Genomic DNA, 14,550 nt, shown 5'->3' with positions numbered 1-14,550 from the left:
ACTCGTTATTCCAAAGAGTTCGGAGCTTTTTTAAAAGAAACGTATGGAGACATCCCCAGTGACCTGCCGTACGCTTGAGGAATTTTATCATATCGATGGACATCAGTTTGAGAAACAATATAAGGAGGTGCTTAGCGGCTATAGGGATTGGGATCAGCTATATCACGCTGAGGACTGGCTTCTGTTTCCTGATAATATTGGTTCACATCTTGCTATAGATGAGACCGCTCTGTCCAACGGAGAACTTTATACGATAGTAACTAATAGGGACAGACATGGCAAGAAGGGCTGCCTTGTAGCAATGGTTGCTGGAACAAAGTCTGAGAAGGTATGTGAGGCACTCGATAGGATAGATGAACAAAAGCGTGAGAAGGTCGAGGAGGTAACACTAGACTTGTCAGACAGTATGCGTAAGATAGTACGCCATAGCTTCCCTAAAGCCAAAAGAGTCATTGATAGGTTTCATGTTCAAAAGCTTGCCTGTGATGCTGTACAGCAGATGAGGATAGACTATCGTTGGAGAGCCATACAGGAGGCAAATGATGAAATGGAGGAAGCTAAACTTATAGGAAAGAAGTATCAACCTCGCACCTTTGAGAATGGAGATACGAAGAAGGAACTGCTAGCCAGGAGTAGATATCTTCTGTTCAAGTCTTCAGAGAAATGGACAGACTCACAGAAACAGAGAGCTAAGATACTCTTCGAACTTTATCCTAAGCTTCAGACGGCCTATGGTCTGTGTCATTCCTTAAGAATGATTTTTGCCAAGAATACCATCAAAAATGCAGCAAGGTTATCAATGGCTAAATGGTACAATAAGGTGGAAGAGGCAGGGTTTGATTCTTTCAATGTTATTGCAGCTACATTCTATGAGCATTATGATGATATCCTTAATTTTTACAACAATAGAGCATCAAATGCAGCAGCAGAATCTTTCAACTCAAAAATAAAATTATTCAGAACGAATCTGAGAGGAGTCAGAGACAAAAGTTTCTTTTTGTTTAGAATTAAAAACCTATATGCATAATCCCCACCTTTTTCCTACTGAGCCCTAATTGGATTAATAAGGCTTATAGGGCTGATACGGATAATAGCGCTCAAAAGCTAATAAGGCTAATATGGTTAATGCTTTTTTATTAAGGCTAATGAACTTGATCTGACTATTTACTTATTAGTTGAGATTAATGGGTTAGATAGGCGTAATTTTGTTATTAGCAGATTATATGCTTGTTTGAATCTTTTAAGTCGTTTAAATCGAAAGGAAAGGGCTTTTGGGGTAATGGTTTGATGGCTTATTCTATTGGAATGCAAATGTGAGCATTTGAATAGAGTATTATTAGGAGGGAAAAGAGCACATTAAGTAAGCTGTAATGGCAATACTTAATGTGCTCTTATATTTTGTTTATAGTGTATTAATCAAGTGAGAATTATTTGGTCTGTTTTTACTTTTTATTACACTTCATCTAATTTAGTTGTCAACTGATGTACCCTTATGTTTTAAATCAATTATATACAAAAGAGCAGCATACCATTTAGTATGCTGCTCTTTTGTATTATAGTATTATTTATTGAATAAATAAGATTGATATTATTGTGCTGCTACCGGACGGACACAGCCACCAGCTGCACGTGTAATTTCCATCAGCGGTCTTACATCATTTTCCTCAATTGTAAAACATCTTCCAGTTCTAATACCATCAGCGATACCATTCCAATAAATACCTTTACCACCGACTCCGAACAACTCACCATCGTTATATCTGCGTGAACCGATAGCTGGGAAGTAGACTGTAGATGGTGACGATGCATCTTTGGTATAGAAGTGATATCCCTGATCCCAGTTGCCAAGTGCATTTATTTTCCCAGGCTGAAAGACTACATTTTCACCAGTTGTTGTTACACCTGTAAAAGCGTTATATGGAGGCATGTGGAAACCAACAGGACATGGGTCGTAAATTGTTTTTACGAGAGCATTTGTTGGATCTTTTACCACTGTAGTTTCCATTGACCATAAGTTATATTGATTATAATTATTAGCCCAAGAAACATCACCAGTATAGAATTTCTCTGGATTCTGGATAGAATTTTTAATAGACATGTCGTCACCTGCATTTTTAACAATAGTGCCACCATAGAGTTTATCTACATCTACGCCAGGGAAAGCATCCTTACGCCCGAACTGATAGAATGTTGTAGAATAGATTCTTTCTGCGTATGGAGTTTGTGTGATAGTAATGTATGCAGTTTTCTTCTCACCATTTCCTAATTCCTGTTCAATCTTCATACGTGCAGCGCGTGCTGACTCATAAGATGTAGCTTGCCATTTATATAATGTATAGCCAAGGATGTTTTTTGTAAACTTAAACTTGTTACCATCATGGTTGGTACTTTCAATTGTACTCAACGCATCGCTATGGTCGAACCAAAGGTGCCAGCTCCACATAATAGTACCATCTGCACTCTTAACAGCGATAACAGCATTACCATTCTTAATATTTGCTGCAGACACATGGAAGTTAACAAATGACTTGTCGCCATTGTTTGTAACACTCAAACCGTCAACAAGTGCCTGCTGGTCCATCCATACGATAGATGCTTGTGTTGCAGGATTACTTGCATTTTGTACATTAATGTAAGGAGTGGTGATGTCATTTCCTAAATGATCTTTGAAATTACTCAAAATATCAGTACCTGTGTGAGCAGTCTTATATGAACTTTCATTTGTAGTTCCACCCTTAACAGCATTACCATATACCAATGGGATACGATAGTAGCCAGGAGCAGAAATCAAGTAGCTGTTAGCTGTGTTCTGGATAGCGTCACCGCCATTAGTATTTGACAAGTTGTAGTAGTTGCCTGCTGCACCTTTCTCTGTTGCAGTCTGCAATACCTTATTATACTCTGTGAGGCGATCTTTCAAGTCTGCCTTTGTTATAGTTGCTCTACCAGACTCAGCATTTGCACCACCTTCGCCATTTTCCTTAGACATGGCTGTCAACCAAGTAGGCTTATTTGTGCCCAAGTTAGTCCAACTGTCAGTTGCACGGTCATACTCCTCAAAGCCAACTGCCTTCCATTTAACAGGCTGCTTTGTTCCATCAGGAGCATTTCTGTAACTTGTTACAAGATAGTCATTAGACTTGTCTTGATTGTATGCTACGTTTGCTGGGTTTGTTGTTTCAAGTGTATATTCCCATGTTGAGTTCTTCTCGCTAAGCTTATAAGTCTTGGTAGTACCAGCTAACCATGAGCCCTTTAGTGTACTTTCAATTTTAGAACCATCAGTAAACTCAACATATACAGTAATATTCTTACCTGTAAGCTCTTGAGGAATCATATAGAAGGTATAGTTGTCACCATCATTACCAGTAAGCACTGCGTTAGGGTTCTGATTAGTGCTAACAGCAAGCCCTTCAAGCTTAAAGGTTTTAGCGTCACTCAAATTCTCCCATTTAGCACCAGTACCATCAAACTTGTCAGAAAGTGTATATTTACCTTTGCTCAAAGCATTGCGGATCTCAACCTTACTGATAGTTTTGTTGATAGAAAGGTTTTGACCAACAGCAAATTTGATAGCAGTCAGTGCGTGACGGAAGTCTAAGTCAGTTCTTGGAGCAGTACCTTGAACAGAATAGTGTACATGACCAGAGCAAGCAGTCATCAAGTCCTTCTGGTTAGTTACATCTGTTTCATCCTCAAACTCAATATAAGGGCTACCCTCATAAGTTTCTGGAGAAAGCTTAATCTTAGTATACTCATTCTTAACCTGTGGGAATACAGCATAAAAACGAGCGTGAGGAATTGCCCAACTCCACTTTCTTGGAGTAACAAGCTTACCATTACTCAAAGTTGGCTCATTGTAGAACCACTCAGGCTTAGTAGTGATATTAGCTTCTGTTGTACCACGATGACCAGAAGCAGAGAAGTTCTCTGTAATGTTTTTAATAACATTAGCACGTGTCTGAGCATCTGCCTGAACAGGATTGACACCCTCTACAGTTGTCTCAATGATGCAGAGCTTTTCAGCGTCAGCACCCTTAACATCCAATTTCTGTGGTGCAAGATCTTCTGATGAAAGATAAGGATTAATTGCTCCACGAGTTAAAGTTCTACCGCTTACAGCAATAGCACGTGTTTGAACATCGTTCACACCAAATGAAACTAATGCATCATTATCTCCGTTATTCTCATTCAAGTTGTCATTATCGACACAAGAAAACATTGTCAAAGTAGCTACACCAGCCAACAACAATGTTGATAATTTATTTTTCATACTTCGTTTAATTTGAAATATTTTAGGTTTAACTTTAGTGAGATGACTATCCTTCAAGGTCAGTATCTTCGTCATCTACAGTTTGCTCTATCACTCTTATGCTGCCTCCTGCATCACCTCCAGGGCGTACATTAGGGCTAACAGCCATGATGAAACTCTTTTCAGCCAATTCAAAAATCTTGGCACAAGGCTTGATATAAACCTCTTTTACAAGTTGTCGTTTTGTTTCCATTTGTAGAATGTAATATTTAATTATATCGTTTACTTGAATATACAGTTTGTAGAATCTGTGGTTATTAAAGATTGTAGAAAGAATATTTCATCTGATTATCCTGTCAGATAGAAAAATCGTTCTGATTTTATATTACTATGTATAGCAACCTTTTCTTAAAAAGCAGTGCAAAGATATAAATCTTTTGCGAATTATTAATGTTTTTTAAAATAAAAGTGTGTAATGATTTGACGTTTAATATAATTTTATAGATAAAACAGTTAATTGTTTGTATGTAAAGAGTAGAGTTTGTAAAGATTGAGTGAAAATAATTAAATTCACGGTTTTTGCATCTATTCTTTCTCTAATAAGGAAAAAACTATTAACTTTGTCAATTACATCAACTTATCATGGTATATTTCATCAAGCGATTTATAGTTTGGCTAAGACGTGTGCGCTACTCCAGAGGATTCGGCGTACAGTCGCCTTGGGCATATCGTTTTATTCGTTATGTGGTGAATGAACATTATCCTTATTATAAGTATGAACACCTTGCTGAGCAGGTTTATGGGATTGATAAGACAACTCGTAAACTATGCAAGTTTTACTTCCGTTTAGCGAATTATCAGCAAGGTCACACATTTGTAGATTGTTATCCAACCTCTTCTTGCTACAAGATTTATGTAGATGCAGGTTGCCAAAAGGTTAACTATCATAGGATAACAGAAGCGACATCAGAAGAAGAACTGATACGTTTATTCTCAAACATTGGTGAGTATAGTATGCTGCGTGTACCTCTTGTTGCAAACTATCGTACCGTTGTTGATAAAGCATTGGACCATTTACCTTCATCAAGTGTGTTGATTATAGAGAATATCAAGCGTGACAAAGAAACTCATAAATACTGGTCAGAGCTTATATCAGATTCGCGCACAGGTGTTAGCTTTGATTTATATTATTGTGGGGTCATATTCTTGAATAAAGATATGGTAAAGCAATCATATATAGTAAATTTTTGAAAATACAAGGTTAAACTTTAGAAATGTAATACTATTATGAAGATATATACGAAGACAGGTGACAAGGGTATGACCTCCTTATGTGATGGTAGTCGCTTATCGAAAGATGATATGCGTATAGAAGCATATGGAACATTAGACGAATTAAATGCAAATATAGGTTTACTTATCTCGTTACTGCAAGCAGATACCTTAAAAGAAGGAGATACTTTTGTCAGCTTAATTGATTTTTTGGTGGAAATTCAAGAAGAACTCTTTGTAATCGGTGGGCAACTCGCCTGTGCAGAGATAAAGGAAGACGACCGTTTTTGCACACAAAAACTTATTAAGGAGATAGAAACAAATATTGATAAACTCTCATCCCAACTCCCTGTACAGCATCATTTTGTTCTACCAGGAGGAACTCTATTAGCTGCTCAAAGTCATGTTTGTCGTACAATCTGTCGCCGTGCAGAACGTCGAATTGTAACACTATCCCATATCGCAACAGTTTCGCCAGAAATCTTTGAGTTTGTCAACAGATTATCAGATTATTTCTTCATTTTGTCACGTTATTTGAATAATGATAGTAGTTTAAGTGAAAAAATATGGAAAAATACTTGCAGATAAGAAAATAAATGTTACTTTTGCACGCACTAAGAATCATGTAAAAAAATAAGAATATGTATTGGACACTTGAATTGGCCTCTAAGCTGGAAGATGCTCCATGGCCTGCAACAAAAGATGAGCTGATTGACTATGCAATGCGATCAGGTGCACCACTTGAGGTTCTTGAGAATCTTCAAGAAATTGAAGACGAAGGAGATGTCTATGATAGTATCGAGGATATTTGGCCTGACTATCCTTCAAAGGACGATTTCTTGTGGAATGAAGACGAATATTAAAGAATAGAAAAGAGGTTGTAACGTAGCGTTACAACCTCTTTTTTATTGTTGTTAGTGGGAAGCAAAAACCCAAGTAATAGCTCATACTAATATGTATATGAGTCTTTTATTGTATATATAGTATTTGTTATTGGCTTAACTTTTTATGCGCACAGACTCAGATAGAGATAAAACGATCGCTTTTGCTATTTGAAATTATATGACAAAACGATCATCTTTGTTGGTCGTTTTTTATCGAGACACTAAGGTTTTTGCCTTTCTTGCAACTCTTTTATAATTAGTAATTTATAAATTTGGATTGCAAGAGGTGCTTAATTGGACTTCAAAAGGGCGTTAGTTAGGTCTCAAAAGGGCATCTTTTGCAAGCTAATTGGGCGTCTTTTCAAAGCTAAAAGCGCATCATTAAAAATCTGACACGAGAAATTTATTTACAATCATCACTTATGTATACATTCTTTCTTTTGGCAAGGAAGATGTAGAAGGGTAGAGGTGTGGTAGACCTTTTTTATCAGAGGTTTTCCTTTCTATATCCATATGCTCTTTAATATTTATACGTATAGAAAGCAATAATTCAACCAGACATACGTTATAGAAACGTGTTTAAACGTTTAATACTCATATTCCCACTTGCTTGCCTGATAGGAAACCCTGTCAAGGCACAGTACGATCCGTCTTATAGTCACTATTGGGCGATGGAGCCATCGTTTAATCCAGCTACAGTCGGAAAGGACAACAAACTGAATGTTGTGGGTGCATACGCCCTCGACTTTGCGGGTTATGAGCACAATCCAAACACTTTCTATGTCGGAGCAGACATGCCTATCTATTTCATGAAGCAATATCATGGAGTGGGTATTTCTATTTTGAATGATAAGTTAGGAGCCTTTGTTCATCAGCGTGTAGCGGGGCAATACGCTTTTCGTAAGGACCTTTGGGGTGGAATGCTATCTGCAGGTGTTCAGGTGGGTATGCTTTTTGAAAAATTAGATGGCTCTAAGTTAGACCCAGAAGAGTCAAGCGATCCAGCTTTAGCACAAGGAGAAGTCAACGGACATGGACTCGATTTGGGTGTTGGAGTTTATTATACACATAAGAACTGGTATGTTGGTGCATCTGTTCAGCATCTCAATGCGCCCTTAGTAGATTTGGGTGAGACCAATGAATTACAGATAAATCGTACATATTATTTAACGGGTGGATACAATATTAAATTACGAAATCCGTTTCTTACTATACCGACTTCTGTCTTGGGACGGTATGACGGCGTGAACTATCGGGCTGATATCACCGCTCGATTAGTCTACACGCACGAAAAGAAAGTACTTTACGGAGGAGTCTCTTATAGTCCAACAAACTCAGTGACAGCCATGATAGGTGGAACATTCCACGGAATTAACTTGGGTTATAGCTATGAGATGTACACGGGTACAGCAGCTTTCAAGAATGGTAGTCATGGGCTGTTTGTCAGCTATCAAACCGATATAAACCTGCAGAAGAAAGGTAGGAACAAACATAAAAGCGTAAGATTTCTATAGAAAGATATAATGAAAATGAAGAAAAGTATAGTTGCCATTTGTCTTGGTGCACTCGTCTTGGGAACATTGACAGGCTGTTTTGCTGGTAAGTCAACCGCATCGTCAGGTCGTGGCGGTGAGGTCACTGGCGTTGGTGGAGGTCGTGCCTTCCGCGAACCAGCACCTTACGGCATGACACTTGTCAAGCGTGGCTGGTTAAGAATGGGTTTGGAAAAGCAGGACTCCCTATGGGGTAAGAAGACACCTGTAAAGGACATCTCTGTTGATGGATTCTGGATGGATGAAACAGAGGTAACCAATTCCGAGTACAAGCAGTTTGTAGAGTGGGTTCGTGATTCTATTATCCGTACCCGTTTGGCAGACCCTGCATATGGTGGTGATGAAAGCTATATGATTACAGAAGACAAGAATGGCGATCCTGTCACACCGCATTTGGATTGGAACAAGCGACTCCCTCGTAAGCCTAATGAGGATGAGCAGCGTGCTTTCGAAAGCCTTTATGTAACCAATCCAGTAACAGGTGAGAAGAGCATTGATGGCAGACAGTTGAACTATCGTTATGAAATTTACGATTACACATCAGCTGCCCTTCGTCGTAACCGTTTGAATCCACAGGAGCGTAATTTAAATACTGATATCACAGTCGACCCTAATGAGGTTGTGATGATATCAAAGGATACAGCTTATGTCGATGAAAACGGCGTTATTCATAGCGAGACTATCAATCGTCCGTTGACAGGTCCTTGGGACTTCCTCAATACCTATATCGTTAATATCTATCCAGATACAACTTGTTGGGTGAATGACTTCCGCAATTCAGACAACGAGATTTATCTCCGTAATTACTTCAGTAATCCAACTTATAACAACTATCCTGTAGTAGGAGTAACATGGGAGCAGGCTAATGCTTTCTGTGCTTGGCGTACGGAGTATTTGCTTAAAGGCTTGGGAAAAGAGGCGCGCTATGTACAGCGTTATCGCCTTCCTACAGAGGCAGAGTGGGAGTTTGCGGCTCGTGGAAAGAATCAAGATGAGTTCCCTTGGGACAATCAAAACGTTAAGAATGGTAACGGTTGTTTCTATGCCAACTTTAAACCAGACCGTGGAAACTACACCAAAGACGGTAACTTGATCACGAGTAAGGTGGGAATCTATGGTGCAAACTCTAATGGGTTGTTCGATATGGCAGGTAATGTTGCCGAGTGGACAAGTACCATTTATACAGAGGCTGGTGTTGATGCGATGAATGACCTCAATCCACAGTTAGACTATAAAGCAGCCAAAGAAGACCCATATCGCTTGAAGAAGAAGAGTGTTCGTGGTGGTAGCTGGAAGGATCCAGAGAGCTATATCCGCAGTGCTTGGCGTACTTGGGAATATCAGAACCAACCACGTAGCTACATCGGTTTCCGTTGTGTTCGTAGTCTTGCAAGCTCTTCAAGTGAGGCAGCTAAAGAGAATAAGAAAAGCAGTAAGAAAAAGAGAAGATAAATGACACAGTACAGTAAATACAATCTCATATACCATCTGCAGAAGTGGATGGATAGTGTTCCTGGGCAGACGTTCCTAAACTATGGTTATAGTTGGGGTGCATCAGTGGTTATTCTTGGAGCTTTGTTTAAGTTGACCCATTTGCCGGGAGCTAATATTATGCTTTACTTCGGTATGGGTACTGAGGTTATCGTGTTCTTCCTCTCGGCGTTTGACCGTCCATTTGATAAGACGGATGATGGTCGTGAACTTCCAACACATGTTACTGAGGAACTTCTTGATGACAACGAAAATACTGTAGAACGCCCCGCAGCTGCGCCACAGGTACAATATGCTGCTGCAGAGAACATTGCACAGAGTGTTCAAGAGGCAATGCCTTCAGCTAATGATATCGCTGCAGCCGTTGTTAGTCAGCAGAGTAAGGCTATCACAGATGCACAACAGCAGACACCAGAGATGGTAGAAGCACAGACAAACTATGTTGCTGCATTGCAGAATCTGACAGAGATGTTGGGTAAGGTGAACGACCAGAGTCAGCGTTTGACACGTGATAGCGAAGAGATGGAGAACCTTAATCGTACCCTCACAGGTATCGCTAAGGTTTATGAGATGCAACTTAAGAGTGCCAGCCAGCAGATTGGTACAATCGATCAGATTAATGATCAGACCCGTAAGATGGCACAGCAGATAGAGCAACTCAATAGTATCTATGCTCGAATGATTGAGGCAATGACTGTTAATATGCGTGTGGCAGCACCTAATGTTGCCCCTCAGCAGTCTACACCTGAAACCTTGTAATGATGAAATATGGTAGGGAAGGCGTCTGTTTTCAGCTGTCTTCCCACTACAAATAATAGAATTAATGGCTATTAAGAAGAGAAAGATTTCCCCACGCCAGAAGATGATTAACCTTATGTACGTCGTCCTCATGGCAATGTTGGCATTGAATATCTCTACCGAGGTACTCAATGGCTTCTCTGTTGTTGAAGAGAGCCTGAACCGTACGACGGGGAATTCATCCAAGGAAAATGATGCTATCTTTGGCGAACTTGACCAAATGATGCGCAAGAATCCACAGAAGGTTAAGCAGTGGTTTATGATGGCATCTACGGTTAGAGAGATGAGTGATTCCCTCTATAACTATGCACAAGCGCTGAAAGTAGCCATCGTTCGTGAGGCTGATGGTGAGAAAGGTGACCCCTTAAACATCGAAGGAAAGGATAATATTGAGGCTGCCAGTTACATTATGTTGAACCCAGCCAATGGACAAGGGCATAAGCTTTATGAGGCTATCAATAGCTATCGAGCACGTATATTGCAGTTTGTAACAGACCCACGACAGAAGAAGATTATTGCAAGTAACCTTTCTACGGAGGTACCTCACCATTCAATGGGTAAGAACTGGGAAGAGTATATGTTCGAAAATATGCCTGTTGCGGCAGCAGTAACGCTTCTCTCTAAGTTGCAAAGCGATGTTCGCTATGCTGAAGGTGAGGTGTTACACACCTTGGTGGCTAATGTCGGTTTAAAAGACATACGCGTTAACAAGCTTCAGGCTTTCGTTGTGCCAAGTCAGACACGCCTTTATCCAGGTGAATCAATGACTGCACAGATGTTTATGGGGGCTGTAGACTCTACACAACAGCCACAGGTCTTTGTTAATGGACAACTTATTAAGGGCAACCAGATAACTGTGAAAGCAGGTGCACCTGGTAAACATACTTTGAGTGGATACATCCTTATCAAGGACTTAACAGGTAATGTGTTGCGTAGAAACTTCTCACAAGACTATTGGGTGACGGGTGGTCCACAGCCAAAAGAGTATATCAGTCCTCAAGGAATGCAGAAGGTTCCACCTTTCGATGGAATGGCTACTATTGCAGCAGACCTGATGAACGTACTCTATGCAGGCTTTGATAACCCAATCACCATTAGTATTCCTAATACTTCTCAGCATGATGTGCAAGCTACTATGTCAGGTGGATCACTCGTAGCAAGGGGAGGTGGACATTTTATCGCACGTCCTTCAGCAGTTGGTCAGCCTGTAACTATCTCCGTATCCGCTAAGGGTCGTAAGATTGGAGACTACCAGTTCCGTGTGAGAAAATTGCCGGATCCATCGCCATATATCGCTATGGGTGCTGATAGATTTAAGAGTGGAGCCCTCTCAAAGGCAGCACTTATGTCTGCACCAGGCATTCAGGCTGCTATTGATGATGGCTTACTCGATATTCCTTTCAGTGTAACCAGCTTCCGTGTTGTCTTCTTTGATAATATGGGTAACGCTGTACCGCTTGCAAGTAACGGTGCTTCCTTCTCTCCACAGCAGAAAGAACAGTTCCGACAGTTGAGCCGTAACAAGCGATTCTATATCACAAACGTTGTCGTTCATGGACCTGATGGTACCACTCGAACGCTTAATGGAAGAAATATGGAGGTTATTGTGAGGTAGTAGTAGACGAGTTGACAAGTTTCTGGGTTGACAAGTTGATAGATAGTGTTGATACTATATCTACTTGTAAAACACTATGTCACAGCTTCTCTTTTAGTAAAGAACAAACAAAATAATAATGAAAAAGATATTTCTCATAGTCTGCACAGCCTGCTTGGCACTCTCTGTAAGTGCGCAGCCTGCTGCACGTCGTAATCAACAACAGCGTCAGTCGCCTGCTAATACGATTACTACACGTGCGCAGATATCCTTCCCTACAACCGCTCCTATGGAGGAAGATGTTGTTTGGCGACGTGATATCTATCGTGAACTCAAACTTACCGAGGATGCTAATGCTGGATTATATTATCCTACAGAGCCTGTAGGTTCGCAGATGAATCTCTTTACTTACATCTTCAAGTTGATGATGAATGGTCCTAATCGTGGGGGTATTGCAGCCTATAACTATCGTATGGACGGCAATGAGATATTTACGGATTCGGCTCGAGTTAAGCCTTTGCAGTTCCTTGATAACTATCATATCTTCTACGAGCGCACCGATCATGGTATTCGCCTTGACAATAGTGATATCCCTTCGGGTGAGGTGAAAGGCTATTATCTAAAGGAGAGTGCCTATTATGATCAAGGAACAGCAACCTTTCATCGTAAGGTCGTAGCTCTTTGCCCGATTATGTATCGTGAAGATGATTTCGGAGATGGTGAAGTGAAATACCCGCTCTTCTGGGTGCGTTATGATGACTTAGCCCCATTCCTTGCTAAGCAAACGATCATGACCAGTAATCTGAATAATGCTGCAACGATGAGTGTAGACGATTATTTCACGATGAATCTCTATAAGGGAAAGATTTACAAGACAACCAATATGTTAGGTAAGACACTCGCACAATACTGTCCAAATGATTCTGCAATGGCTGCAGAACAGAAGAAGATAGAGCGTGAGTTGGTTGCTTTCGAGAAGACAATCTATGGCGATCCTGCTCGTCGAGATAGTCTTGATAGTATCTCTGCGGCTAAGGAAGCTGAGAAAGCCCCAAGAAAGGTTGGACGTTCTCGTCGCACAAGTCCATCGACAAGTGGTGTTAGTCGCTCTCGTCGTCCATCTTCAAGTGGAAGTGCAGGAGTCTCTCCAGCGCGTGTAACAGTTCGCCGCGAGCGTCATTAATATTCTTTTTTACTCTTCGGAAGTTTGGTGTAGTAGTCTAAAGCTATTATATAATGAGGCATACAGAGCAACTCTAAGTTTGTAACAAGAAACTTGGAGTTGCTCTGTTTTATTTTTCTTAAAGTTCTAAATGTAACAAGCCAAGCTTATCACTTAAATGACTGAAATTCCTTTTTGTCCTAATTTTTCACATATTGATTTTTAAAAGGCCATCAAATGGCTTGCATTTAACGCCCAATTGGCTTGCAAGAGATGCCCTTTTGAGTTCTTATTAACGCCCTTTTGAAGCCTTGTTAAGCACCTTTAAAAATCTATCTCTGCAACTATTTGATAGCAAGTGACTTACATAGGTGCTAAAGTAGTTCACTTTTAAGTCATTTCTTTTCCTTTTCTTTGATTATTTTGTCAATATATTTCTTTATCTTTTGAAGCTAAATCTCACACGGAGGGAAGGAGGGAAGAGAGGTTTTATTTTTAGATTTGTAGCCCAATAGAGACACCTCTGTGTATTGTTTTAAGTTCTGTTTCTTCTGCTTCTTCTGTAACTTACTATGTAATAGGCTTACATTATTGCTCCATCTTTTGGAAGAACCTAAATTTCCTTAAGGTTGCTTCTGTAGAATCTACGATGGAATCAGCCTTTAATGAGGGATAGATAAAACTTCATTAAAGGAATTTTATAGAACCAAACTTAATTAATTTTAATTGGGCAATAATTGCCTTATGGATGTGGTTAATGTATAAAGATACTCGGATAGTTGTATTCTTTCGGGACTTCTCTCAAATGTGTAAGCATATATGCTTTGCGTGATGAGGAGTGAACTTAGTTCTTTATCATTAATACTTATGATCATGAAGAAAATTGTTTCATTGGCTTTCTTAGCCCTATTATTTCTTATTTCTGTTCCTGCCCATGCTGATGAACCATTAAAGTTTGGTGTAAAGGCAGGACTGAATGTGAGTGATTTCTACTTTGATAGTGATGTTTTTAATAAATCTAATCAGACAGGTTGGTTCATTGGTCCTACTGTGAAGTTCACCTTACCAGTAGTAGGTTTAGGTATGGATGCTTCTGTTCTCTATGACTATCGAGCAGCCAAACTTGATTATGCTACTATGACGCAGACCGTAAAACAACAGCAGATAGCGATTCCTGTGAATGCTCGCTATTCTATTGGATTAGGTAGTATGGCAAGTATTTTCTTCTTTGGCGGTCCTCAGATTGCATTTAATATTGGTGAAAAGGAGTATCAGTGGAACATGAGAAGTACTTATGCTTTGAAGAATAGTAACTTCAGTGTCAACCTTGGTTTCGGTGTAACGGCATTTAAACATTTGCAAGTTAGTGCTAACTATAATATTGCTTGTGGTAAAACAGGCAATGCAACGTGGAAAACAGCAACTGATGCAGCGACGTCTGTCTTTAATAAGGAGGGTAGTCGTAATAGCTCTTGGCAGTTGGGTTTGGCTTATTTCTTCTAAGAACAGTAGTTTAGTAATATATTAAAAAGTCCCATTTCATC

The 14,550-nt window shown here is 39.8% G+C and carries 12 protein-coding genes; 10 read left to right on the top strand and 2 right to left on the bottom strand.

The window, feature by feature from the left end:
- The first annotated feature begins 43 nt into the window (after positions 1-43).
- Positions 44-1,027 (top strand): transposase, encoded by a 984-nt coding sequence (locus HMPREF1505_RS02770; RefSeq protein WP_036922172.1) that lies wholly within the window; start codon positions 44-46, stop codon positions 1,025-1,027.
- Between the two features lie 561 nt (positions 1,028-1,588).
- On the opposite strand, the gene HMPREF1505_RS02765 is transcribed toward HMPREF1505_RS02770, so the two are convergent.
- Together HMPREF1505_RS02765 and HMPREF1505_RS02760 are read right to left on the bottom strand one after the other, a co-directional pair.
- A complete protein-coding gene (locus HMPREF1505_RS02765) occupies positions 1,589-4,273 on the bottom strand; it encodes a fimbrillin family protein (RefSeq protein WP_036922169.1) in 2,685 nt (894 codons plus the stop codon).
- Between the two features lie 46 nt (positions 4,274-4,319).
- Positions 4,320-4,514 carry a hypothetical protein gene (locus HMPREF1505_RS02760; protein WP_255326818.1) on the bottom strand — a complete coding sequence of 65 codons (195 nt, stop codon included), beginning with the start codon at positions 4,512-4,514 and terminating at the stop codon, positions 4,320-4,322.
- A gap of 380 nt (positions 4,515-4,894) precedes the next feature.
- Between HMPREF1505_RS02760 and HMPREF1505_RS02755 the strand changes: the two genes are divergently transcribed.
- From HMPREF1505_RS02755 to HMPREF1505_RS02715, 9 genes are all read left to right on the top strand, one after another.
- Positions 4,895-5,503: a hypothetical protein gene (locus tag HMPREF1505_RS02755; protein ID WP_036922164.1), complete on the top strand. Its 609-nt coding sequence runs from the start codon at positions 4,895-4,897 to the stop codon at positions 5,501-5,503.
- Between the two features lie 36 nt (positions 5,504-5,539).
- Entirely contained in the window at positions 5,540-6,112 is a 573-nt protein-coding gene (locus tag HMPREF1505_RS02750; RefSeq protein WP_036922161.1) for a cob(I)yrinic acid a,c-diamide adenosyltransferase, read from the top strand.
- Positions 6,113-6,165: 53 nt separating this feature from the next.
- The gene (locus HMPREF1505_RS02745; RefSeq protein WP_004337463.1) at positions 6,166-6,387 is read left to right on the top strand and encodes a DUF2795 domain-containing protein; all 222 of its coding nucleotides are present in this window, start codon (positions 6,166-6,168) and stop codon (positions 6,385-6,387) included.
- Positions 6,388-6,983: 596 nt separating this feature from the next.
- Positions 6,984-7,922 (top strand): type IX secretion system membrane protein PorP/SprF, encoded by a 939-nt coding sequence (locus HMPREF1505_RS02740; protein WP_051412295.1) that lies wholly within the window; start codon positions 6,984-6,986, stop codon positions 7,920-7,922.
- 9 nt (positions 7,923-7,931) lie between these two features.
- Positions 7,932-9,413 carry an SUMF1/EgtB/PvdO family nonheme iron enzyme gene (locus HMPREF1505_RS02735; protein ID WP_036922155.1) on the top strand — a complete coding sequence of 494 codons (1,482 nt, stop codon included), beginning with the start codon at positions 7,932-7,934 and terminating at the stop codon, positions 9,411-9,413.
- Positions 9,414-10,211, top strand: a complete 798-nt coding sequence (gldL, locus tag HMPREF1505_RS02730; protein WP_036922151.1) for a gliding motility protein GldL — start codon at positions 9,414-9,416, stop codon at positions 10,209-10,211.
- A 64-nt stretch (positions 10,212-10,275) separates the two neighbouring features.
- A complete protein-coding gene (gene gldM / locus HMPREF1505_RS02725) occupies positions 10,276-11,865 on the top strand; it encodes a gliding motility protein GldM (protein ID WP_036922148.1) in 1,590 nt (529 codons plus the stop codon).
- Between the two features lie 118 nt (positions 11,866-11,983).
- Positions 11,984-13,027 (top strand): gliding motility protein GldN, encoded by a 1,044-nt coding sequence (gene gldN / locus HMPREF1505_RS02720; RefSeq protein ID WP_036922145.1) that lies wholly within the window; start codon positions 11,984-11,986, stop codon positions 13,025-13,027.
- An 852-nt stretch (positions 13,028-13,879) separates the two neighbouring features.
- Positions 13,880-14,509 carry a porin family protein gene (locus HMPREF1505_RS02715; protein WP_036922180.1) on the top strand — a complete coding sequence of 210 codons (630 nt, stop codon included), beginning with the start codon at positions 13,880-13,882 and terminating at the stop codon, positions 14,507-14,509.
- Positions 14,510-14,550 lie beyond the last annotated feature (41 nt).

This window comes from Prevotella sp. ICM33 (assembly GCF_000517825.1).
Taxonomy (GTDB): Bacteria; Bacteroidota; Bacteroidia; order Bacteroidales; family Bacteroidaceae; genus Prevotella; species Prevotella melaninogenica.
This window is presented reverse-complemented; position numbering and strand designations above follow the sequence as displayed.